This is a genomic window from Nocardia sp. NPDC003726, assembly GCF_053586955.1.
In genome coordinates, this window is record NZ_JBSFNF010000033.1 from 33,039 (window position 1) to 56,648 (window position 23,610).

Consider the following 23,610-nt stretch of genomic DNA (forward strand, 5'->3'; position numbering starts at 1 on the left):
GACATGCCGTTCAATGTCTTGACCCGGGATCGTGCGCCGTCACCGGACCCGATGTCCCCTCCCGTCACCCGGCGTGGCCTGCTCGCGGTGATGTGCGCCTGCGTGGTGCTCGTCGTCGGGATGGTCGCCGCCATCAATCTCGCCGTCCCGATGCTCTCCGCGAGCGCGCTTCACCCGTCCGCCTCGGCGCTGATCTGGATCGTCGACACCTACGTGATCGTCTTCGCGTGCCTGGTGATCCCAGGCGGTGCCGCCGGAGATCGTTTCGGGCGCAAGGGAGTGCTGCTCATCGGGCTGGTGCTGTTCGCGGCGGGCGCACTGCTCTGCGCGCTCGCACCGAACGTGGCGCTGCTGCTGGCGGGCCGTGCGATCACCGGAGTCGGCGCCGCCGCCGTGCTGCCCAACACCCTTTCGGTCCTGCTGCACGCCGTCCCCGCCGAACGCAAGGGGGCGACCATCGCCACCTGGGCCTCGATGACGGGCATCGGCGGAGTCGTCGGCAACGTCGGCGGCGGGTCGATCCTGTCGGGCGGATCGTGGCGGTGGATGTTCGCCGCCGTCGTGCCGATCTGCCTGGTTCTCGCCGCGCTGGTGGGACGCGTCGCGCCGGTGTCGCCGCGGCATGATCGCCGCCTCGACCCGCTCGGCACGGTGTTGCTCGTCGGTGCGTCGGTCGCGCTGCTGCTCGGCATCGTCCAAGGGCCGGAGGCGGGGTGGGACAGTGTGATGGTCGTGTCCGGGTTCGTCTGCGCCGCTGTGCTGTTCGCCGTGTGGACGGTGGTGGAACTGAAGGTCGAGCACCCGCTGCTGGATCCCCGGTTGTTCCGAGTACCCGGCCTGCGCAGTGCCTGCCTCGGTATGACGGCGGTCTTCTTCGGCATGTTCGCGCTGTTCTATGTCAACGCGTCGTTCTTGCAGTACGGCAAGGGGTTCGGCGTGCTGCGCACCGGGCTGGGCATCGTGCCGCTGACCCTCCCGATCATCCTCGGCGCACGACACGCCGGACGCGTCTCGGGACGCATCGGCCTCGACGCGACCATCGCGCTGGCCTTCGCGTTCGTCGGCTGCGGACTGCTCGGACTGTCCACCAGCGGCACGCAGACGTCCTATGTCGCCTACGCGGCGTGGCTCGTGGTCACCGGAATCGGTGTGGCACTGGCGCTTCCGACGCTCTCCGGCGCCATCGCCGGTGCGCTGCCGCGGGAGCAGGCCGGAGTCGGAGCGGGACTGCAAGCCACCACCAGGGAATTCGGCAGCGCCTTGGGCGTCGCCGTCATCGGCACGGTGCTCACCGCACGGTTCGCCGCCGCCCTGCCGCCGGACATCCGCGCCGGCCGTTCCCCGCACACCGTGGCCGAAGCCCTCGCCTCGACCGCCCCCGATCGCGCCACCGAAGTGATAACGGCGTTCGTCTCGGGCGCGGACGCCGGACTCCGCGCGATCGGCGTGACCGTACTCGTCCTCGGCGGTCTGGTGGTGCTGCAGTCTGCGCTGTCCCGGCGGAGGGGGCCCGCCGCCGGTTGATCAGCGGACGATATCGACATATCGGGTGCGGTAGTCCGACAACCATCGAACAGCTTTCCCCCAATAGCCGCCATCAGCTCAATATGCCGGCCGATTCGGCGCTTTGCCCAGTGCGCTGCGCCGTGTCGGCACCGGCAGCCGACCAGCGGATACCTCTGCACGGGTTACGGGCGTCCGCCTACATCACAGACCGCTGGTTGCCGCTCCGCTCGCCGCCGGATCGAATCAGCGAAGTAGTCGCGGACCTACACGAAGGAGTATCAGCATGGAAATCTTTGTCACCGCAGCGACCGGATGGATCGGTTCGGCCGTCGTCGACCAGTTGCTGGACGCTGGTCACGAGGTCACCGGGCTCGCCCGTTCGGATGCATCGGCCGCCGCGCTCGAGCGGAAAGGAGCCCGGGCGAGACGCGGCGACCTCGATGAGCTCGACAGCATCACTCGGTAGCCGAATCAGCTTGTGGTCGAGTTGATGACGTGAGAGAGGTTGTCCAGCAGCTGATTCCAGCCGAAGCGGATGCCGGCCATGGCCGGTTCCGAGCCCGGGGCCGGGTCGGACACGTCGATCTGTAGGTCGACGCGGGTGCCGCCGGTGACGCTGGTCAACTCGAGGAGATGGTCGGCCCGGAACAACGGGGTCCCGTTGCCGTCCAGCGGTGACAACTCGAACCGGAGCCGTTCGGGCGGAACGACTTCGAGGTAGCGCCCGGCGCTGGAATACAGCGCACCGTCCCCCTCGCGGAGCACGATCGACAGGGCGCCCCCGACGACCGGCCGCAAGACGCAGTCGGCGACCTCGAAATGCGCTGGGTGCCACCACCGGCGCGCCAGGCCGGGCGAGGTCCACCACTCCCACACGGTCGCCGGCGGCGCCGACAGCGTCCGATGGAATTCGTGGGCCGACAACGGCTCGGCGGCGATTGCCACCCGGTATTCCGCGAGCACCGACTCCGAGGGATGGTCGGCCTCGAATCCCGCCAGCCACTGTCGCAGCTCGCGCAGCGGACCCCGGCGCAGGGCGTAGATGCGGCGCTGCCCGAGCGGTTCCATTACCACCAGGCCCGCGCGCTGGAGCGCCTGCAGATGTTTGGTCGTCTGCGGTTGTCTCAGGCCGAGTGCGGTAGCGATCTCGCCGACCGGACGCGGCGCGGCGTTCAGCAACTCCACGATCCGCATGCGGTTCGGTTCGGCCAGAGCGGCGAATAGTGCGGGGTCCATTGACCAAGCATGCCTCCTCAGATATATTCCTTTCAAGGAATATTTCTGAACCAGGAGCACGACATGTCCGAGCAGATCCGCATCGAACGCGACTACCCCGCCACCGCCCAGGCGATCTGGGAACTGTGGACCACCCCGGCGGGCATCGAGAAGTGGTGGGCGCCCGCCGGTTTCACCGTCCGCGTCGACCAGCTCGACCTGCGCCCTGGCGGCGAACTGGTCTACACGATGACCGCGACCGCCCCCGAGCAGATCGAATTCATGCGATCCGCGGGCATGCCACTGTCGACCGAGTCCCGCAAGACGTTCACCGACATCGACGGCCCCGACCGGCTCGCCTACACCTCCCTGGCCGACTTCATCCCCGGCGTCGAGCCGTACGAATTCCTCACCACCGTCGAGCTCGAGCCGACCGACGCGGGCGTCCGCGTGGTCATGACCGTCGACGCCATGCACGACGACGTCTGGACTCAGCGCCTCACCCAGGGACGGGAGAACGAGCTCGCCAACCTCGCCGCCATCGTCTCCGGCAGCTAGTTTCCGGACCGGACGACCGAACCCGAAACCAGCAGCGCGGGCAGCCTCGACGCACCACGTCGACTGATCAGTGGGCTCACAAGAACGGTCTGTGGACTCAACGCCTCCGAAGGAAATACGTCGATCACACCATCGCTCCAGACGCCGCTCGACGGCCTCCGGTCCGCGAGCGAGTCCTGATTACGGTGCTTCCACGCGATATCACCGCTGTCGCGAGCGTCTGACCCTCCGAGTACGGGGCCGGTGATGCTGTTGCTCCGCGATGCCGAGGCAATTTACGGCCCGTCGTGACGACGAGGCGGCGGTTCGCGGAGCACGTGACGGTTGCCGACCGGTGGGTCAATGGCGGTCCGGACGGCGCGGATACTTGGAAGGGCGCATCCGGCCCGTGAGCCGCAGAGCCTCGACCGCCGCGCATTTCCACGAGCATTCGTTCGCATCGCATTCCAAATGCACCTGCATGAGCGCGTGCGCATCGCCGGGAGCGAATTCCGGGCCGTCTCTCGGCTCTACCGCAGGCCAACCCAATGGCGGCCAGCCCAGCAGGCACAGTTGCTCATGGCCCACGCGTTCGGCGATGTGATAGACGCTCGGACCACGCAACGGCTTCCGCCACCATCGGCTCGCCGCGAAGAAGACCGTCAGCAGTACTGCGACCGCGACCGCCCCCACCATCAGCGCTGTGCCGAACTCGGACCAGCCGGACATCAAACGCCCACCCCGCTCTCCGACGATCCGAAGGGCGGCCACCGGTGCCCGCGCTCCCACATCTGCTCGGGCACAACGACAATCAGTGCCACCTCCTCCGTGAGCGCACGCCTGGCAGTCCAGATGTGCTCCCGAGTCGGAGCGATGACGGCCGAAGCGCCCACCCGGCGGATCTCCTGTACAAGCAGCAGCGTCGGCATCAGCGCATCGCGATCCACGACCAGCACTTCCGGCTCGGGATAGCCCTTTCGTTCGGCTAGCGCCCGAATCGCGCGCTCCTCCTCGACGTGGTCCTTGCCGGACTGATCCAGCCGGATATAGCCCAGCGCGATTTCCACCATGTCCACCCCTTATCCGTCGATGTGGTGTGGCACCCGGCGCCGGGGATCGCTTGGCCCCTGGGAACGCGATCAGAGCTGAGACAAGGGATGTGCTCACCCGGCGCCGAGGCCGGAACAAACTGTGACCGACGAACAAGACAGCGAATCGGCAAAAGATTTGTCACCCTGGGGATAAGGAAGTCTGTGGAATGGAATCCGTGATGACGATGACCCAGGAGTCCGGTGTCGGCGACAAAGTACGTGTCGCAAGGAAGCTAGCGGGATGGAGCCAGGAGAGACTCGCGCGGGAAGCGAACTTCTCGGCGAGCCTGGTCCGCAAGGTCGAACGCGGCCGCGCGCCCGCGTCTCCGGCTTTCGTCGCGGCCTGCGCCCGCGCGCTGCGGGTGAACCTCGCCGACCTCCTAGAGCAGCCCTACCCACGCCAGACCCGCGACGAACAGCAAGTGCATGCCGGGGTACCCGAGATCCGCCGTGAACTGGCCGCTTACAAGATCGAGCCGGACGGCGCGATGAACGCACGGCCCGAACGCGAACTCGCCGCTGACGTCGCGAGGGCGTCCGCGATGCGTCACTCCGTCAACCTCGGCGATCTCGGCACGCTCCTACCCGGCCTGCTCGCGGACCTCCGCGTCGCATGGCACAACGCGAGCGGAGCGAAGCGCGAGCGCCTCTTCGGGCTCCTCGCCGAAGTGTTCGCCGCGACCGGGCAACTCGTGTACAAACTCGGCTACATCGACCTTTCCTCGCTGTGCGTCGAGCGGTACGAATGGGCAGCCGCGCAATCCGGTGATCAACTGGCCGTCCTCGCGGGCGATTATCAGCGCGCGGGCGAGCTGATCTGCACGGCCGAATGGTCTACCGCGCTGCGCTTTCTCGAATCCAGCCGCGCAACCCTCGAATCCGAGATCAGCGGCAACGATCCGGCTGTCCTCAGCATGTGGGGCAATCTGCACCTGAAATCCGGTCTCGCCGCAGCTCGCGCGGGGCGGCGCGATGTAGCCGACGAACACCTCGCCGAAGCGCGGGAGACTGCCCGCCGCCTCGGTGGCGACCGAGACGACTACCGGCTCTGCTTCGGCGTCACGAATGTCGGCATCTGGTCGGTCGGGCTGGCCGTCGAGATGATGGATGGCACCGAGGCGGTGAAACGCGCCGAGCACGTGCGTCTCCCGGCCACGACGCCCCGGGAGCGCGCGGGCCACCATTACATCGACCTGGCCCGCGGATTCCTGCTCCACGGCGATCGGACGAAAGCCCTTACGTCCTTGCGCAAAGCCAAGGAGATCGCGCCGACGCAGACCCGCTACCACCCCATGGTGCACGAGACCATCCGCGTCCTCGCACGCGACGACGCACGCAGCAATGAGAGTGTCCGAGGTTTCGCCGCTTGGTGCGGGATCGATCGCGGCTGACGTATTTGCGTTGAGGCCACCACGTTCCGCATCTGACTGGCCCGTTCGCGCGAACTGCGTCCGACGAACTGCAAGGATAAGTAGCGGCCGTGGAATCGAATGGCAGGCGACGACCGCCGCCTACCCCTCGGCTTGCCGGGTCAGCCGAGCGACCGGAAGAACTCGCGGATGTCGCCGATCAGCAGCTCCGGCACCTCGAGTGCCGGGAAATGCCCGCCGGAGTAGAACTCCGACCAGTGGGTGATGTTGTGCGTGCGTTCCGCGAAGCGGCGGATGGCGTAGTCGCCGTCCTTGAAGACCGCGACGCCGGTGGGCACGGTGCCCTTCGGTTTCGGGGCGAACATGGTGGCGTCGTGGAAGCGTTCGTAGTACAGGTTGGCGACGCTGCGGGCGGTGTCGGTCAACCAGTAGATGCTCACGGTGGTGAGCAGGCGGTCGATACCGACGGCTTGTTCGGGCAGGTCGTGGGCGCTGTCGGTCCACTCGCGGTATTTCTCCGCGATCCAGCCGAGCAGCCCGGCCGGGGAGTCGGCGAGCAACTGGGCGATGGTGTCTGGGCGAGAACCTTGCAGGTTCATGTAGGCCGAGCCGTCGTCCTGGAATTTCTTCATCGCGGCGAGTCGCGCCTTTTCCGCGTCGGTGAGGGCGGCCATGTCGGCGGGGTCGCCGGTCGGGAAGGTGACCAGCGCGTTGACGTGTACGCCGAGGAGGTGGTCGGTGTCGATCCGCGCCAGGGCCGGAGCGATGAACGCGCCGTGGTCGCCGCCCTGCACGCCGTAGCGGTCGTAGCCGAGGCGAGCCATGAGTTCGGCGAGCGCCGCCGCGATCCGGCCGTCGTTCCAGCCTCGCTCGGTGAGCGGGCCGGAGAAGCCGTGACCGGGCAGCGACGGGATGACCAAGTGGAATGCGGGCGCGTCCGAGTCCGGGTCGGTGAGCGGACCGATCACGTCGCGGAAGTCGGCCACCGAACTGGGCCAGCCGTGCAGCAACAACAACGGGGTGGCGTCCTCCCGGGGTGAACGCACGTGCAGGAAGTGCACGTTCTGGCCGTCGATGGTGGTGGTGAACTGCGGGTAGGCGTTCAGCTCCGCCTCGGCCGCACGCCAGTCGAATTTCTCGGCCCAGTACCCGGCCAGCTCCTTCAGGTACCCCGTCGGCACACCGCGCTCCCAGCCGGCGTCGGGCAGTTCGTCGATCCAGCGGGTACGCGCCAGCCGCAGCCGAAGCTCGTCCAGGTCGGCCTGCGGAATGTCGATGCGGAAGGGGCGGATCTCGGTGTTCGTCATGCCATTGATACTTCGCGTAACGAGGTGGCCGCCGAATCACGAGAAGTCACTATTTCCGCACTCGCCCAGCCCACCGACGAGTAACGCCGAACCCGGGCCGTACCACTATCGGCCACGAACCCGGCGGCGCGCTGGTCGCGCCGAGGCCGCCCCCGGTCCCGAGTTCGCGAGTGGCACACCACTGCGGCATCGGCCGAGAAGACCTCTCGATGGTGTGCCACTCGCGAACTGGCGTCGAGCGCGCGGTGCGGGCATGATCGCGCCGTGGTCAGCCTTCCGGTGTGCGGCGCGTTTGTGGGGCGGGCCGCTGAGCTCGCGGCGTTGCAGGATGCCTATCGGGACCCGGCGGTGCATACCGTTCTGGTCGGGGGTGAGGCGGGTATCGGCAAGTCGCGGTTGGTCGCGGAGTTCCGGACGCGGCTCGGGGCTCGTACGGTAGTGGCATACGGAAGGTGCCCGGAATTCGGCGCGAAAGGGGTGCCGTTCACGCCGTTCGTCGCGGTCATCCGCACACTGCTGCGTGACCAGGGCGTGGAGGCGCTCGCGACGCTGCTTCCGATGCGACCGGCGCTGGCGCGCTGGCTTCCGGAACTGGCGGCGCGGTCGGGCGCGGCGGAGGCCGACACCGACAGGATCCGGTTGTTCGGTGAGATCCTGACCGTGCTGGAACAGTTCTCGATGACCAAGCCGCTGGTGGTGGTGCTGGAAGATCTGCACTGGGCCGACGATGCCAGCCTGGAATTGCTCGCCTTCCTGGTGGCCAACATCGCCGAAGGCGATCTGTTCTTGGTCGGCACCCACCGGCCTGCCGATTCCGAGCCGTTGCGCAAGCTGATCGCGAGCCTGCGCCGAGACCCGAGTGTCCGCTTGCTGCATCCAGCACCGCTGACCAGGCACGAGGTCGGCAGGCAATTGGCCGCGCTGCGCGGCAGGGAGCCCGAGCCAGGGACCATCGGGCGGATCTTCGAGCGCAGCAGGGGAATCCCGCTGTACGTCGAGGCACTCGATCCCGCACCGGAGGACACGCCCGCCGAGCTGTCGGAGCTGTTGCTCGATCACCTGTCCGACCTGCCCGATCAGACCGCGTCGGTGCTGCGGCTCGCGGCGGTGGCCGGGTCGCCGGTCCGGCACACCCTGCTGACGGCCGCCTCCGACCTCCCTGAGGGCGCGCTCGCCACAGCACTGCGTCAGCTGGTCGACCAGCGGCTCCTGGTTTCCACCGACACGGGCTACCAGTTCCGGCACGTTCTCATCCGCGACGCCGTCTACGGAGACCTCCTACCGGCGGAGCGAAAAGCACTGCACAGCAGACTTTCCCAAGCCCTGGCTACCCGGCGAAGGAAGCCGGGCGCGGACCGATGCCCGGCCGCCGAACTGGCCTACCACGCGTATGCCGCCGGAGACCTGCTGCTGGCATTCGAAGCCGCGTGGGACGCCGCGGCGGAGGCGGAAAGGGTGAGCGCGCACCGCGATCAGGTGCGCCACCTGGACCGGGTGCTCGATTTGTGGGATCGCGTACCGGAAGCGGCGCGACGGGTGGACGCCGATCGGCTCGACGTCTTGGCAGCGGTCGTGGCCGCGTGTCATCGCGGCGGCGTCATCGAGCGCGGCATCGCAGCGGCCGACGAGGCGCTGGCCACCATCGATGCGGGGGCCGACCCGGAGCGTGCCGCGTGCCTGCACTACTACCGCGCCGGACTGCGCAATCAGAGCAGCGGCGGCGGCGAAGACGATCTGCTCGCGGCGCTGGCATATCTTCCTTCGGACCAGCCGACCCTGCTGCGCGGTGAAATCCTCGCCGAACTCGCCGCGGTGCGGGTGTTCAGCGGCGCCGCCGTGGCCGAGAACGCTGCGCGGGCCGCTGTCGAAGTGGCCGAACGGTTACGTGGTGGCCCGACCGCCGGCGGCACCTCGTCGGTGTCGGCAATCGCGCTCCGCACGCCGGGCGCGGTCGCAACGCACCCGGCCGGGGGCGTCGCAGCAGAAGACACGGCCGGTGCCGACGCCGCGTCCGCGACGAGGCACCGGCGGCATACGAACGACCTTCGCGAGGACCGGAGCGCCGCCGCGCTTGCCGCGCGTGCCCACGCCTATCTCGGGCTGGCCACCGCGAACCGTCCCGACGTCGCCATGACCCATTTCGAGCGGGCGCATGCCGCCGCTGAGGCCGCGGGAGATCCGGGCACCTTACTGACCGTCGTGCTGTGGGAGACGGCGCTGCTGGTCTCGGCAGGCGCCGACGAGGCGGCCATCACGGCGATCCAGCAGGGGTTGCGCGCCGCGCACGAGAGTTACCGATTCGCCGAGGCCGCGCCGATCCTGCTGGTCAAGTGGGCGCAGGCGCTCACAGCGCTGGGGCGCTGGAACGAGGCGCTGGATCTGATCGACGAATCGCTCACCGAGCAGTTGCCCCCGTTGAGCACCGCCGCGCTGCTGCTGTGTCACGCGCGGATCATGCTCGCGCGTGGGGACGACCAGGCCGCGGCGGCGAGCGCGGCGACCGCGCAACCCTTGCTCGGGAATCGGCGCTGGGCCAGGCAGTATCAGATCCAGCTGCACACCGTGCAGACCGAGATAGCGCACGCGGCGGGCAATCCGCAGCGCGCCGCCGAGATCGGCGCCGCGACGCTGACCGCGGACGATCTGGTCGCGCACCCGCACGAGGCGTGGGCACTGGCCGAGGCCATCGCCCGAACACGTTGCGCGCCAATGGTTCTCGTCTCCGCTGTCGCGAGGCTGCCGGTGACCACCGCGGTAGACGCCGCGTACCGGGCTTCCTGCCACGCGGTGCGCAGCGGCCGTCCCGCCGACTGGGCCGCGGCGGCTTCCTCCTGGCGAGCCCTGAGTCGGCCGTACGAGCTGGCGCGCGGCCTGCTCGAATCCGGCCGCGCGGAATTGGCCGTGGGTGATCGCGCGGCGGCACGCGGCGCACTGCGGTCGGCCCTCGGGCTGGCGGACGAGTTGGCGGCGGCGCCCCTCGCCGAGCAAGCCAGACAGCTGGCCGACCGCGCCGGGATCGACCTCGCCGAAGCCGGGAACCCGTCCGCCCCGGCCCGGTCGGCGAGTACCTCGGGCCTGACCCCGCGTGAACTCGACGTCCTACGCCTGGTGGCCACGGGCGCGAGCAACCGGCAGATCGCGGCCGAGTTGTTCATCAGCGCCAACACCGCGGGTGTGCACGTCTCGCGGATCCTCACCAAGCTCGGGGCGTCCAGCAGAACCGAGGCGGCCGCGATCGCGCGAGAACGCGGATTGCTCGTCTCCGAATGACGACCACCGCGATCCCCGGCGAACTGTGTGGGCCCGCCTGAAGCGATCGCGGAGGCACCTCCTCTGCGGCAACTGCCTGCCTCCGCGCATGAGCCGACGCCACTGAGCGGCGAGCGCGGCCGGACGGCGAGCGGCGGTTGGCAATGAGCGGACGGCGAGCGGCGGTTGGCGATGAGCGGACGGCGAGCGGCGGTTGGCGATGAGCGGGCGGCGAGCGGGGAGGGCGAGCGGCCGGGCTTCGGACAGCGGACGTTAGGCGGCAAGCGGCGCATGGCGGGCTGCGCATGGCGGACGGCCGAGCGTCGGACAGCGAACGTTAGGCGGCAAGCGGCGCATGGCGGGCTGCGCATGGCGGACGGCCGAGCGTCGGACAGCGGACGTCAGGCGGCAAGCGGCGCATGGCGGGCTGCGCATGGCGGACGGCCGAGCGTCGGACAGCGGACGACGGACCTTGGGCGGTAAGCAGCCGGGCGGCGGGAGTTGGGCGGTAAGCCAGCCGGGGGACGGGCGGCCGGGTGCGCACGGCGAGCGGTGGGCGAGCGGTGGGCGGCAAGCCGCGCATGGCGAGCGGCGGAGCGGGCTGGGCGGCGGACAGCGAGCGGCGGGCGACCCGCGACCGTCGGCGACCGGCAGCGAGCGGCGACGGCGACCGGCAGCGACAGGCGACGGGCGACGGGCGACAGGCGACAGGCGACGGGCGACGGGCGAAGTGGAAGCGGGGCCGAACGACCCGGCGGGCGTGCCCGGGAGCACGTCGCCGCCAGCCGGTACAGCGTTGGGCACGGATACGCATTCGGCGCGGACTACCGGTCCCGTGCCCGGCGACCGGCCCGTAAGATACAGTACGTCGAACATGTCTCGAAAGGACTGGCTGATGCGGTCGACCTTGCTGTCCCGGCGCGATCTCGAGTTCCTGCTCTACGAGTGGCTGGACGTGGAGGCGCTCACCAAACGCGAGCGGTACGCCGAGCACTCGCGGGAGACCTTCGACGCCGTGCTCGAGCTGAGCGAGCAGCTGGCCACCAAGTACTTCGCGCCGCACAACAAGCTCAACGACGCCAACGAACCCACCTTCGACGGCGAGCGCGTGACCATCATCCCGGAAGTCGGCCAGGCGCTCGCCGCCTTCGCCAAGGCCGGATTGCCCTCGGCCGCGATGGATTACGAACTCGGCGGCGCCCAGCTGCCCGCGACCGTGGCGCAGGCGAGCTACGCCTGGTTCCAGGCGGCCAACCCGGGCACCGCGGGCTACCCGTTCCTCACCGTGGCCAACGCCAATCTCCTCATCGCCCACGGCCCCGAACACGTCGAGAAGTTCGTCAAGCCCATGCTCGCGGGCCGCTTCTTCGGCACCATGTGCCTGTCGGAGCCGCAGGCCGGTTCCTCGCTCGCCGACATCGTCACCCGGGCCGAGCCGCAGGACGACGGCACGTATCGCCTGTTCGGCACCAAAATGTGGATCTCCGGCGGCGATCACGAACTCGGCGAGAACATCGTGCATCTGGTGCTGGCCAAGATCCCGGGCGGCCCCGCGGGCACCAAGGGCATCTCGCTGTTCGTGGTGCCCCGGTTCCTGGTCGGCGACGACGGCGCGATCGGGGAGCGCAACGACGTCGCGCTGGCCGGGCTCAACCACAAGATGGGTTTCCGCGGCACGGTCAACACCGTGCTGAATTTCGGCGAGGGCCGCTGGACGCCGGGCGGCGCGCCCGGCGCGGTCGGCTACCTGGTCGGCGAGCCGCATCGCGGACTGACCTATATGTTCCACATGATGAACGAGGCGCGCATCGGCGTCGGCTTGGTCGCCACCGCCCTCGGCTACACCGGATATCTGGAGTCGCTCGACTACGCCCGCACGCGCACCCAGGGCCGGGCCAAGCTCCCCGCCGACCCGTCCGCGCCGCAGCGCCCGATCATCGAGCACGCCGACGTCAAACGGATGCTGCTGGCCCAGAAGTCCTACGCCGAAGGCGCGCTGGCGCTGGTGCTCTACTGCGCGCGGCTGGTCGACGAGCAGCGCACCGCGGAATCCGACGACGACCGCCGCGCGATCACCCTGCTGCTGGACATCCTGACCCCGATCGCCAAGAGCTGGCCCTCGCAGTGGTGCCTGGAGGCCAACAGCCTCGCCATCCAGGTGCTCGGCGGCTACGGATACACCCGCGAGTACAACGTCGAGCAGCACTACCGGGACAACCGGCTCAACCCGATCCACGAGGGCACGCACGGCATCCAGGGCCTGGACCTGCTGGGACGCAAGGTGACCCAGCAGGGCGGCGCCAGCCTGCTCGCCCTCGGATCCCGGGTGGACGCGACCATCGCGGCCGCGCGCGCCGCGGGCGGCGAGGCGGCCGAACTCGCCACTCGGCTGGACCCGGTGTGGCGGCGGCTGATCGAGGTGACCGCGGGGCTGTTCGCCTCCGGCGACATCGAAGCAGCGCTGGCCAACAGCTCGGTGTATCTGGAAGCGTTCGGGCACACCGTGCTGGCCTGGATCTGGCTGGAACAGTTCCTCGCCGCCGCGGATCGGCCCGGTGATTTCTATGATGGCAAGCGGCACGCGGCCCGGTTCTTCTATCGTTTCGAATTGCCCAAGACCGCACCGGCGTTGGATCTGCTCGCCAGCCTGGACACCACCACCTTGCAGATGCGCGACGCCTGGTTCTGACGACGCCGCGTTTCGATACATGTTCTAGAAGATGTACCATTCCGCGGTGATCGATTCCAGTCAGCGGACCACCCGACCTCCCGGCCGCCCGGCCTCCGCGACCAGGGAACAGGTCATCGAGCACGCCCGCCGGGCGTTTCTGGCCGGAGAACGCGTGGACATCCAGGCGATCGCCGGACAGCTCGGACTCAGCCGCGCCTCGGTCTACCGCTGGTTCGGCTCCCGCGACGGAGTGCTCGGTGCCGTGCTGGCCGGGGAGTTCGAAGCACTGCTCACCCGCGCCGACGCCCGCCGACGCTCCACCGGAGCCCGGCGCATCCTGGACGTGCTGTACCGGGTCAACCGCTGGATGACCGACAACGAACCGTTCCGGCGCTACTTCGAGAACGAGCCGCTGTCGGGCCTGCGCATCCTCACCGCGAGCGACGGGCCGGTCCAGCCGCTGGTCGTCGGCACCGTCCGGGAGCTGATCGCGCGCGCCGCCGAAGAGGACGGATACGATCCGCCGCTGGAACCGGCGCTGCTGGCCTACGCGCTGGTCCGGCTCGGCGAGGCGTTCCTGTACAACGACAACGTCGCGGGCATTCGCGGCGACGTCGACCGGCTGCACGAGGTGCAGGCGGCGCTGTTGGGCATCCCCGACGCGATCACGCCATGAGCGGGCCGCTGCTGCACGAGCGTTTCCCGCAGCTGGCCGACACCTTGCCGTTCGTGCGCCTCGGCACCGCTCCGACGCCCGTCCGCCGCTGCGACCTCGGCACCGCGGCCCAGCTGTGGTGCAAGGACGAAAGCGGCTACGGCGACGGCGGCTGGGGTGGCAACAAGGTCCGCAAGCTGGAATGGCTGCTGCCGGAGGCACGGCGGCGCGGGGCGCGCACCATCCTGACGGTAGGCGGCACCGGAACCAATTGGGGGCTCGCCACCGCCCTGTACGGCCGCGCCCAGGGCATCGACACCGAACTCGCCTTGGTGGACCAGCCGGTCGACGACCATGTGCGCGCGCAACTGCGGCGGCTGGAGAAATCCGGCGCCACTCTGCATTTCACCCACAGCAAAGCCCGCACAATCCTCGCGGCGCCGTGGTTGTATCTGCGCCGGATGCGGAGCGGCGGGCGTCCGTACTTCCTGCCCGCGGGCGGGTCGTCGCCGATCGGCGCCTTGGGCTACGTCGAGACGGCATGCGAACTCGCGGCCCAGATCGCCGCGGGTGAGCTGCCCGAGCCGGGCCACGTCGTCACCGCCGTCGGATCAGGCGGCACCGCCGCGGGCCTCGCCCTCGGTCTTCGGTTGGCCGGACTGCGCACGCGCGTCGTCGGAGTCGTCGTCAACGACACGCTGCCCCTCGACGCGAAGCACATAGTCCGGCTCGCCGGGCGGACCGAGCGCCTTCTCCGCGCCCGCGGAGCACGCTTCGCGCCGACCGGACTGCGCCCGGAGAACGTCACGATGACCACCGAGTGGCTCGGCCCCGGCTACGGCCACCCCACGCCCGCCGCGCTGGATGCCGCCCAGCGCGCCGAACAGGCCGGACTGCGCCTGGAGACGGTCTACACCGCCAAAGCGCTCGCCGCGTTGCGAGCTCTCGAACACGCGGGCGTGTTCGGGGCCGGACCGGTGCTGTTCCTCAATACGTACGGCCCACGACCGTAGATACGCGCGTCCCAGCCCGCGCGACCCCACTTTCGAATCGCTGTGATCGGAATTCGGCCGATGGCACCCGACGTGGCGTAATGGCCGGAGCGCCGGACATATCGCCAGGTCGGGACGCGGGGCACCCGGCGCAATAACATCCCTTGATTTCTCCTGGCGATGACGCGGGAACTCGCGCGGCCCCGACCGCACTATCGTCGCTATTCGTGCAGGTCAGCGACAGAAAGGCGGAGGCGGTGGCAGCGGAACCCACGCCGGTGCGGCAGTTGCGCGCCGATCAGGCGCGGCGGGTGGCCGACATCTTGCGTCACCAGTTGCACGCTGGCGCGTTCGAGAACACCCTGCCGAGCGAACAGGAACTCGCCGCCGAGTACGGCGCCTCCCGCAACACCGTCCGCGACGCGCTGGCGCTGTTGAAGGACGAGGGCCTGATCGACCGGGCGCCCAAAGTGGGCACCCGGGTGGCCACCCGCAAGTACGACCACGGGCTCGACGCGCTGCTCGGGTTGCAGGAGACCTTCAAGGGCCACGGCACCGTGCGCAACGAGGTGCGCGCGGCGATGCACGTCGCCGCACCGCCCGCCGTCGCCCGCAGGCTCGGTCTCGCGCCGGGCGAGCGCGTGGTCTACCTGGAGCGCCTGCGCTACCTGGCGGACCTGCCGCTGAGTCTCGACCTCACCTACCTCGTGCCGGACATCGGCACCGAAATCCTCGGCCACGACCTCGAGCACACCGACGTCTTCGTGCTGCTGGAACGCATCAGCGGCCACTCGCTCGGCTCGGCCGACCTGGCCCTGGAGGCGGTGCCCGCCGACCCGCACACCGCATCCACCCTCGACGTCCCCGGCGGCGCGCCGCTGCTGATGCTGGAACGACTGACCCGGCTCGACGACGGCCGCCCGGTCGACCTGGAGTACATCCGCATGCGCGGCGACCGCATCACCATGCGCGGCAGCCTGACCCGCAGCACCCCCGAATGGAAGGTCCTCTAGATGGCACTCGTCAACCAGCGCGCCGACATCCCCGTCACCATCGACGAGTCGCTGTGCATCCAGGGATGCACGCTGTGCGTCGAGATCTGCCCCCTCGACTCGCTGGCCATCAACCCCGAGAACGGCAAGGCCTTCATGCACGTGGACGAGTGCTGGTACTGCGGTCCCTGCGCGGCCCGCTGCCCCACCGGCGCCGTCACCGTCAACATGCCCTACCTGCTCCGCTGATCTGGAAGACCGATGAAAGTGAAACTCGCCCCCGTCCTGCTCGCCGCCGCGCTCGCGCTGACCGGGTGCTCGCTGGAGCAGTCCGGCGACACGCCCGCGGGCACCGTCAAGGTGGTCGTCGGCTACCAGTCCAAGACCATCAACACCGTCACCGCGGGCACCTTGCTGCGCGCGCAGGGCTACCTGGAGCAGCGGCTACAGAAGATCACCGACAGCGGCGGGGCGAAGTACCAGGTCGAGTGGCAGGACTACGACACCGGCGCGCCGATCACCGCGCAGATGGTGGCCGAGAAGATCGACATCGGCTCCATGGGTGACTACCCGCTGCTGATCAACGGCTCCCGCACCCAGGTCAACGAGCGCGCGCGCACCGAACTAGTGTCGGTCACCGGATACAACCCCAAGGGCGCGCTGAACATGGTCGTCGTGCCGAACGACTCTGCCGCCACCGGCATCGCCGACCTGGCCGGGCAGAAGATCTCGGCCAGCGTCGGCTCGGCCGGGCACGGCACCCTGGTGCAGGCGCTGTCGCGGGCGGGCATCGATCCGGCCAAGGGGGTGGAGGTGCTCAACCAGCAACCGCAGGTCGGGGCGACCGCGCTGGAATCCCGCCAGGTGGGCGCGCTGTCGCAGTTCGTCGCGTGGCCCGGTCTGGTGGTCTTCCAGAACAAGGCCAAGCTGCTCTACGACGGCGCCGAACTCGGCGTGCCGACCTTCCACGGCGTGGTGGCGCGGCGCGCGTACGCCGCCGATCACCCCGAGGTCCTGCAGGCGTTCCTGGCCGCGCAACTGGATGCCACACAGTTTTTGCAGCAGAAGCCGTTCGAGGCCGCGAAGATCGTCGCCGACGGGTCCGGGCTGCCGCAGGAAGTGGTGTATCTCTACAACGGTCCCGGCGGAACGAGTTTCGACACCACGCTGAAGCCGAGCCTGATCGACGCGCTCAAAGGCGATGTGGCCTACCTGAAGTCGATCGGCGACTTCGCCGACCTCGACATCGATCGGTTCGTCGACGACGGGCCGCTGCGCAAGGCGTACGCGCAGACCGGACGCGGCGACTACGACCGCGACCTGGCCGCCACCGCCAACCCGACCCGGGTGACCGGCACCGATCCGGTCTGCGGCAAAGCGGCGGAAAACCCCGCGTCGGCCGGCGAACTGTGGGTGGACGGCGCGGCGACGCCGCAACCTGCCGCCGACCCGACCTGCCTGCTGCGCGCGGTCCAGGCCGCGAAAGCGCAGGGCCGGACGATCCGCGCCGCGTACGTCCCCGATACCGAACTCGGCACCCGCTGGTTCGCCGACAAGTCGATCTGGCTGCGCGACGGCGCTGCCTACCTGCCCTTCACCACCGCCGCAGCCGCGCAGCGCTACCGGCAGGCGCACCCGTCCGCCACGCCGGTCGGCTACGACCAGGCCGTCACGGAAGTACGCGGATGACCAGCGAACTCGCCGCACCGGCGGTGCGGGCCGCGGCCGAACCCGCCGCGGCCGGATCGGACGCCGCCCCCGCGTCGCGGTCGGCCTGGCGCTCGCGCCTGCTGCGGGTGGGCTCGGTCGCCGCCGCGGTCGGACTGTGGCAGCTGCTCACGGTCAACAACGTGCGGGCGGCGGGCCTGCGGTTCGACACCCTGCCGACGGTCACCGAGATCGTCGCCGAATTCGGCACGCAGTTGCGCTCCGACCAGTACTACCTGGACATCGCGCAGTCGCTGATCCGGATCGTCACCGGCTTCGGGCTGGCCGCGGTCATCGGCGTGATCGCGGGTATCGGACTGGGCCGGTCGCGGCTGCTCGCCGACACCTTCGGCCCGCTGGCCGAACTGGTTCGCCCGATCCCGGCCATCGCCTTGGTGCCGGTCGCGATCCTGCTGTTCCCCAGCGACGAATCGGGCATCGTGTTCATCACCTTCACCGCGTCGCTGTTCCCGGTGCTGGTCAGCACCAGGCACGCGGTGCGGGCGCTGCCGACGATCTGGGAGGACGCGATCCGCACGCTGGGCGCGTCCCGGCTGGACGTGCTCACCCGCGTCGTGTTCCCCGGCATCCTGCCGGGCGTCTTCAGCGGCCTGTCCGTCGGCGTCGGCGTGGCGTGGATCTGCCTCATCTCCGCGGAGATGATCTCCGGACGTCTCGGTGTCGGCTACCGCACCTGGCAGGCCTACACCATCGTGGACTACCCGGCGGTGTTCGTCGGCATGATCACCATCGGCGTCCTCGGTTTCGCGACATCGGGGCTGGTCGAACTGGCCGGCCGCCGCATCACCCGCTGGCTGCCCAGGGAGGTCGAAGCATGACCACAGTGATCGACGCGCCGGCGTCGACCGGAATGGCGTTGAGCCTCAGCGGTGTTCGCATCGCCTATAGCGGCGAACCCGTGCTCGACGGATTGGACCTGGCGATCGCGCCGGGCGAAATCCTCGTCGTAGTGGGTAAATCAGGATGCGGCAAGTCCACGTTGCTGCGAGCGATCGCCGGACTGCGCGCCCCCGAGGGCGGAGTGATCCTGGCCGACGGCGACCACGTCACCGGACCGGCGGCCGACCGCGCCCTGGTGTTCCAGGACGACGCGCTGCTGCCGTGGCGCACCGTGCGGCAGAACATCGAACTCGCGCTGCGCCTGCGCGGCACACCCCGGGCCCAGCGGCGCTCCACCGCACTGCACTGGGTGGACGAGGTCGGGCTCACCGGCTACGCCGACTATCTGCCGCGCGACCTGTCGGGCGGCATGCGCCAGCGCGTCCAGCTCGCGCGCAGCCTGGCCGCCGCGCCGCGCGCCGTGCTGATGGACGAGCCGTTCGGCGCCCTGGACACCCAGACCAGAGAAACCATGCAGCGCCTGCTGATCCAGACCTGGCGCGCCCATCCGACCACCATCGTCTTCGTCACCCACGACCTCGACGAGGCCCTGCTGCTCGGCGACCGCATCACCGTGCTCGGCGGCGGCACGTTGCGGGCGCTGGTGCCGGTGCCGAGTCCGCGCGAAGCGATCGACCGGGCCGCGACGAAGGCCGAGATCCTGGAGAAACTGTGAACATACCGCCGCTGTCGGAACGGATTCGGCTGGACTGCGACGTGCTCGTCATCGGCGGCGGCACGGCGGGCACGATGGCCGCGCTCACCGCCGCCGAGCAGGGCGCGAACGTGCTGCTGCTGGAGAAGGCGCACGTGCGCCACTCCGGTGCGCTTGCCATGGGTATGGACGGCGTGAACAACGCCGTCATCCCGGGCAAGGCCGAACCGGAAGACTACGTCGCCGAGATCACCCGCGCCAACGACGGGATCGTGAATCAGCGCACCGTCTACCAGACCGCCACGCGCGGCTTCGCCATGGTGCAGCGGCTGGAACGCTACGGCGTGAAGTTCGAGAAGGACGAGTACGGCGAGTACGCGGTGCGCCGGGTGCACCGGTCGGGCTCGTACGTGCTGCCGATGCCGGAGGGCAAGGACGTCAAGAAGGCGCTGTACCGGGTGCTGCGCCAGCGCAAGATGCGCGAGAAGATCCGCATCGAAAACCGGCTCATGCCGGTGCGCGTGCTCACCGACAACGGACGCGCCGTCGGCGCCGCCGCCCTGCACACCCGCACCGGCGAATTCGTGGCCGTCGCCGCTAAGGCCGTCATCCTGGCCACCGGGCCGTGCGGCAGGCTCGGGTTGCCCGCCAGCGGATACCTGTACGGCACCTACGAGAACCCGACGAACGCGGGCGACGGCTACTCGATGGCCTACCACGCCGGAGCCGAACTCAGCGGCATCGAATGCTTCCAGATCAACCCGCTGATCAAGGATTACAACGGTCCGGCCTGCGCCTACGTCGCCAATCCGTTCGGCGGCTACCAGGTCAACGCCGAAGGAGAACGCTTCGTCGACTCCGACTACTGGTCGGGCCAGATGATGGCGGAGGTCAAGCGGGAGATCGAGTCCGCGCGCGGCCCCATCTACCTCAAGGTGTCGCACCTGCCCGACGAGACGCTGAGCACGCTCGAAGGCATCCTGCACACCACCGAGCGCCCCACCCGCGGCACCTTCCACGCCAACCGCGGCCACGACTACCGCACCCACGACATCGAGATGCACATCTCCGAAATCGGGTTGTGCAGTGGGCATTCCGCCTCCGGCGTGTGGGTCGACGAGCACGCGCGCACCACGGTGCCCGGCTTGTACGCGGCGGGCGATCTGGCGTGCGTGCCGCACAACTACATGATCGGCGCATTCGTCTTCGGCGATCTGGCCGGCGCGCACGCCGCGTCCACCCTGGACCAGGTCGCCGCGCCCGCCGAACTGCCCGAGGACCAGCTGGCCGCCGCCCACGAGCTGATCTACCGGCCGCTGCGCCAGCCGGACGGGCCGCCGCAACCGCAGGTCGAATACAAGCTGCGGCGCTTCGTCAACGACTATGTCGCGCCGCCCAAGACGGCGACCAAGCTGGCCATCGCGGTGGAGACCTTCGACCGGATGCGCGCGGAGGTCGACGGCATCGGCGCGCGCACCCCGCACGAGCTGATGCGCGCGGTGGAGGTGTCGTTCATCCGCGACTGCGCCGAGATGGCCGCCCGCAGCTCACTGACCAGGACCGAATCCCGTTGGGGCCTCTACCACGAGCGCGCCGACCTACCCGAACGCGACGATGTCGGATGGCGATACCACCTCAACCTGCGCAAGAACCCCGACGGAACCATGGCGTTCCTGAAGCGGCCGGTGGCGCCGTACCTGGTTCCGGTGCCAGGACTCGACGACCTGCCCTCGGCCGATGCCGAGGCCGTACCGGTGCACCAGCCGCACCAAGTCGTCGGCCGTGCGCCGCACACCGGCGGCGACGCTGATCGCGATCGCACCGCTTCCGGTACGCCGTCGCAGCCTGCCTCTCCCCCGTCACCCCGCATCGTCGCGCTGCTCGCACTCGACGAACCCACCGTGGCGCAACTGTCCACCTATCTGACGGATCCCGACGCGGGCGTGCGGGCCGCGGCGATCTCGGTGCTGACCGAGCACACGCCGGAAGGCTTCGCGACCGCCTTGGGTGACGCGCTCGACGACGCGGCGGCATCGGTGCGGCGCGCCGCCGCCGCCAGCCTGCGCGAGCTCGTCGAGGTCCTGCCCTCGGCGGCGGGGCTTTCCGACCGGCTCGGTTCCTCCGATCCCGTCGTGCGGTCCACGGTGATCGACCTGTTGCGCGCCCTGCGTGCGGGCGAGCCCGCGCACTACCGCGCCGCGCTGGCGGACGAGGACCATCGCGTGCGCATCGAGGCGGTCCGCGCGCTGGTCTCGCTGAACGATCGCGACGGCGTCGCCACGCTGGCCGCCGACGGCAACCGGGAAGTGCGGATCGCGGTCGCCCAAGGCCTGGCCGCCATCGGCGACGGCGGAGCCGAGGTGATCCGTCGCCTCGCCGACGACCAGGACCCGCTGGTCCGCGCCGCGGCGCTGACCGCGTTCGCACAACTGGGCGCCGAGCCCACCGACATCACCGCGCTGGCAACCGCCCTGCGCCACTCGGCCTGGCAGATCCGGGTCGGCGCGGCGCGCGGGCTCGCGGGCGCCGACCCCGACCTCGCGGTGCCGATCCTGGCCGCGGCACTGGGCGATCCACATCTCGACGTCCGCAAGGCGGCGGTGCTGTCGTTGTCGGCGTGGCCGGACCTGCCCGCGGCGCACGACGCGCTGCGCGCCGCGATCGACGACACCGACGCCGACGTGCGCGCGTATGCCCGGCGGGCGCTGGCCACCCAGCCCACGGCCTAGCGTGACATGGTTGCCGCAGCTCGAATCGCTGATTAGATTAGCGGCTCGACCGTTGCCGACTCGTCGGCCGTGACACAGCCGGACGGCGACGGGGCGGCCGACGACGAATCCGTCGCCGTTGTCCATCAGCAGCGACGGGAGTGTGGCGTTGACCTTGCCGAACTGGCTGGATCTCGCCGTGCTCGGCACCGCCGCGGTGGCCGCGGTGCTCGGTTGGCGCCGCGGCGCGATCGTGGGACTGCCCGGTTTCGCGGGCGCGCTCGCGGGGGCGATTCTCGGCGCGGCGCTTTCGGCCACGGCGCTGGGTCGGCTCGCCCCCGGCGCGGTGCGGCTCCTGCTCGCGCTGACGGTGGTCCTCGGGCTGGTCGCCTTCGGCGCGGTCGCCGGGCACCGGGCCGGGCGAGCCGCGCGTGCGTCGGTGTCCGATCCTCTCACCCAGCGCATCGACGCCGCGTTCGGATGCCTCACCCACGCGCTCGCGGTTCCGCTCGTGGTGTGGCTGTTCGCCGCACCGCTGGAAGCCGCCGCGCTGGTGCGTGATTCGACGACCGTGCGGACCGTCGACGACGTCGCGCCGTTCTGGCTGTCCGGCCTGTCGGAGGTGCTCACCGGACCGATCGTGGACGCCGGACTCGGCCGCCCGCTCGCGCCACCCGATCCGGGCATCACCGAGGGCCCGGTACCCGCGGCACTGCGGCAGAGCGTGCTTCGGGTGCAGGACCTCGCGCCGACCTGCGGCGTACGCCAGTCCGGCTCGGGCTTCGTCATCGCGCCGGAACGGGTGCTGACCAACGCGCACGTCGTCGCCGGTTCCAGCAAAGTCTCCGTCGACGCCGCCACGGGATCGCTCACCGCGACCGTCGTGCAGTTCGATCCGACCATGGACATCGCGGTGCTCGCCGTCCCCGGTCTCACCGCGCCCGCCCTCACCGTGGCGCCCGAACCCGCCGATCCCGGCGACGACGCGATCGCGCTCGGCTACCCCAGGGGCGGGTCCTACAGCGCGTCCGCCACGCGCGTGCGCGGCCGGGCCGACCGCCAGGTGCGCGACATCTACCGCACCGGTGTGTCCGAACGCGAGATCTACACCTTGGACGGCTCGATCCAGCACGGCAATTCCGGCGGGCCGCTGGTCGACCGCGACGGCCGCGTGCTCGGCATCGTGTTCGGCGTCGACGAGAACAACAGCAACGTCGGGTTCGCCACGAGCCTGCCGGAGATCATCGACCGGCTCGACCACGGCTGGCGCTCCGACCGCCCGGTCGACACCGGGCCCTGCGCCTCCTGACCGGCGTCAGGACGCGTCGGCGACGATCACCACGCCGCTCGAGGCGTCCAGCAACGGAATGGTCCGCTCCGCTGCGTCGTCGACGTGCACGCGCGGGTGCGCGGGCAGTTCGGTCTCGTAGTAGGTGCCCGGCCCGTAGAACTGGCCGTACTTCACCACCACGCCGTCGTAGTCCAGGACGGCCGCCTCGTGCTCCTGGATCACCGCTCCCCGGCCCGCCGGCGGCTCCCACGCGATGCTCTGCGCGAGAAACCGTTTCGCGCCGGCCGTCCGCGCGGCGGCGATCAAGTTGCGGGTGCCCTCGGTACGAATGCGCGCGTTCGCCTCGGCCCGCTCCGGCAGCAGCGCCGCATCGTCGGGCAGGTCGGTGAGCTGGTGCATCACCAGATCGGGCCCGAACCCGACCACGGCGGCGCTCAGCGCGTCGGCGTCGTACACATCGCACACCACCGGCTCGGCCCCCAGCGCCCGCAACGGATCGGCCTTGCCCGGCGACCGGGTCATCCCCGCGACCTCGTGCCCCGCCTCGATCAGCAGCGGGATCAAGCGGACTCCGATAACGCCGGTCGCACCGGCCAAGAAGATGCGCACTGGATCATTTTGCCGCGACTTCGTCGCGGCGTGTTCGCGGCCCCCTCATGGCTCGCGTCCGAGCGACCGCCGCTGGCGACTTCGTCGCGGACGCGGCGGCCCCACGGACGCGAGGCGGGGCCCCCAACGCGGGAGGAAGGTAATTCATAGGGCGA

The 23,610-nt window shown here is 70.0% G+C and carries 19 protein-coding genes and 1 pseudogene; 15 read left to right on the forward strand and 5 right to left on the reverse strand.

Annotation, left to right across the window (positions count from 1 at the left end):
* The first annotated feature begins 3 nt into the window (after positions 1–3).
* A complete protein-coding gene (locus tag ACWDMM_RS30225) occupies positions 4–1,524 on the forward strand; it encodes an MFS transporter (protein ID WP_449940697.1) in 1,521 nt (506 codons plus the stop codon).
* Positions 1,525–1,789: 265 nt separating this feature from the next.
* A pseudogene (locus ACWDMM_RS30230) lies at positions 1,790–1,963 on the forward strand (NAD(P)H-binding protein); the annotation flags it as partial.
* A 14-nt stretch (positions 1,964–1,977) separates the two neighbouring features.
* Here the strand turns inward: ACWDMM_RS30230 and ACWDMM_RS30235 are convergent.
* Complete coding sequence (locus ACWDMM_RS30235; protein WP_449940701.1) at positions 1,978–2,742, reverse strand: metalloregulator ArsR/SmtB family transcription factor; 765 nt, start codon at positions 2,740–2,742, stop codon at positions 1,978–1,980.
* Between the two features lie 63 nt (positions 2,743–2,805).
* Here ACWDMM_RS30235 and ACWDMM_RS30240 point away from each other — a divergent pair, with 63 nt between their 5' ends.
* Positions 2,806–3,279: an SRPBCC family protein gene (locus ACWDMM_RS30240; protein WP_357112303.1), complete on the forward strand. Its 474-nt coding sequence runs from the start codon at positions 2,806–2,808 to the stop codon at positions 3,277–3,279.
* A gap of 339 nt (positions 3,280–3,618) precedes the next feature.
* Here the strand turns inward: ACWDMM_RS30240 and ACWDMM_RS30245 are convergent, their stop codons facing one another.
* Both ACWDMM_RS30245 and ACWDMM_RS30250 read right to left on the reverse strand, forming a co-directional pair.
* Positions 3,619–3,990 carry a hypothetical protein gene (locus ACWDMM_RS30245; protein WP_449940703.1) on the reverse strand — a complete coding sequence of 124 codons (372 nt, stop codon included), beginning with the start codon at positions 3,988–3,990 and terminating at the stop codon, positions 3,619–3,621.
* The gene (locus ACWDMM_RS30250) at positions 3,987–4,328 is read right to left on the reverse strand and encodes a hypothetical protein (RefSeq protein ID WP_449940706.1); all 342 of its coding nucleotides are present in this window, start codon (positions 4,326–4,328) and stop codon (positions 3,987–3,989) included. The genes ACWDMM_RS30245 and ACWDMM_RS30250 overlap by 4 nt, the downstream gene beginning before the upstream one ends.
* 188 nt (positions 4,329–4,516) lie before the next feature.
* Between ACWDMM_RS30250 and ACWDMM_RS30255 the strand changes: the two genes are divergently transcribed.
* Positions 4,517–5,740 (forward strand): helix-turn-helix domain-containing protein, encoded by a 1,224-nt coding sequence (locus ACWDMM_RS30255; protein WP_357112310.1) that lies wholly within the window; start codon positions 4,517–4,519, stop codon positions 5,738–5,740.
* A gap of 140 nt (positions 5,741–5,880) precedes the next feature.
* Here the strand turns inward: ACWDMM_RS30255 and ACWDMM_RS30260 are convergent, their stop codons facing one another.
* On the reverse strand, positions 5,881–7,026 hold the full coding sequence (locus ACWDMM_RS30260) for an epoxide hydrolase family protein (RefSeq protein WP_449940709.1): 1,146 nt from the start codon (positions 7,024–7,026) through the stop codon (positions 5,881–5,883).
* A gap of 264 nt (positions 7,027–7,290) precedes the next feature.
* Here ACWDMM_RS30260 and ACWDMM_RS30265 point away from each other — a divergent pair, with 264 nt between their 5' ends.
* The 11 genes from ACWDMM_RS30265 (at position 7,291) to ACWDMM_RS30315 (ending at position 22,864) form a co-directional block, all read left to right on the forward strand.
* A complete protein-coding gene (locus tag ACWDMM_RS30265; protein WP_449940711.1) occupies positions 7,291–10,296 on the forward strand; it encodes a helix-turn-helix transcriptional regulator in 3,006 nt (1,001 codons plus the stop codon).
* Between the two features lie 874 nt (positions 10,297–11,170).
* Entirely contained in the window at positions 11,171–12,964 is a 1,794-nt protein-coding gene (locus tag ACWDMM_RS30270) for an acyl-CoA dehydrogenase (protein ID WP_195081733.1), read from the forward strand.
* 46 nt (positions 12,965–13,010) lie between these two features.
* A complete protein-coding gene (locus tag ACWDMM_RS30275; protein WP_323124323.1) occupies positions 13,011–13,622 on the forward strand; it encodes a QsdR family transcriptional regulator in 612 nt (203 codons plus the stop codon).
* Positions 13,619–14,614 carry a 1-aminocyclopropane-1-carboxylate deaminase/D-cysteine desulfhydrase gene (locus tag ACWDMM_RS30280; RefSeq protein ID WP_449940715.1) on the forward strand — a complete coding sequence of 332 codons (996 nt, stop codon included), beginning with the start codon at positions 13,619–13,621 and terminating at the stop codon, positions 14,612–14,614. Before ACWDMM_RS30275 ends, ACWDMM_RS30280 begins: the two co-directional genes overlap by 4 nt.
* A gap of 236 nt (positions 14,615–14,850) precedes the next feature.
* The gene (locus ACWDMM_RS30285; RefSeq protein ID WP_067806748.1) at positions 14,851–15,606 is read left to right on the forward strand and encodes a GntR family transcriptional regulator; all 756 of its coding nucleotides are present in this window, start codon (positions 14,851–14,853) and stop codon (positions 15,604–15,606) included.
* Complete coding sequence (locus tag ACWDMM_RS30290) at positions 15,607–15,834, forward strand: 4Fe-4S dicluster domain-containing protein (protein ID WP_039797742.1); 228 nt, start codon at positions 15,607–15,609, stop codon at positions 15,832–15,834.
* Positions 15,835–15,846: 12 nt separating this feature from the next.
* Positions 15,847–17,274, forward strand: coding sequence for an ABC transporter substrate-binding protein (locus ACWDMM_RS30295; protein WP_449940719.1), 1,428 nt, complete (start codon positions 15,847–15,849; stop codon positions 17,272–17,274).
* Positions 17,271–18,131: an ABC transporter permease gene (locus ACWDMM_RS30300; RefSeq protein ID WP_195081728.1), complete on the forward strand. Its 861-nt coding sequence runs from the start codon at positions 17,271–17,273 to the stop codon at positions 18,129–18,131. Before ACWDMM_RS30295 ends, ACWDMM_RS30300 begins: the two co-directional genes overlap by 4 nt.
* Positions 18,128–18,868 carry an ABC transporter ATP-binding protein gene (locus tag ACWDMM_RS30305; RefSeq protein ID WP_357206290.1) on the forward strand — a complete coding sequence of 247 codons (741 nt, stop codon included), beginning with the start codon at positions 18,128–18,130 and terminating at the stop codon, positions 18,866–18,868. Before ACWDMM_RS30300 ends, ACWDMM_RS30305 begins: the two co-directional genes overlap by 4 nt.
* A complete protein-coding gene (locus ACWDMM_RS30310) occupies positions 18,865–21,576 on the forward strand; it encodes a fumarate reductase/succinate dehydrogenase flavoprotein subunit (RefSeq protein ID WP_195081726.1) in 2,712 nt (903 codons plus the stop codon). The genes ACWDMM_RS30305 and ACWDMM_RS30310 overlap by 4 nt, the downstream gene beginning before the upstream one ends.
* A 148-nt stretch (positions 21,577–21,724) precedes the next feature.
* Positions 21,725–22,864: a MarP family serine protease gene (locus ACWDMM_RS30315; protein WP_195081725.1), complete on the forward strand. Its 1,140-nt coding sequence runs from the start codon at positions 21,725–21,727 to the stop codon at positions 22,862–22,864.
* Positions 22,865–22,870: 6 nt separating this feature from the next.
* On the opposite strand, the gene ACWDMM_RS30320 is transcribed toward ACWDMM_RS30315, so the two are convergent.
* The gene (locus ACWDMM_RS30320; RefSeq protein WP_195081724.1) at positions 22,871–23,455 is read right to left on the reverse strand and encodes an NAD-dependent epimerase/dehydratase family protein; all 585 of its coding nucleotides are present in this window, start codon (positions 23,453–23,455) and stop codon (positions 22,871–22,873) included.
* Between the last annotated feature and the right edge of the window lie 155 nt (positions 23,456–23,610).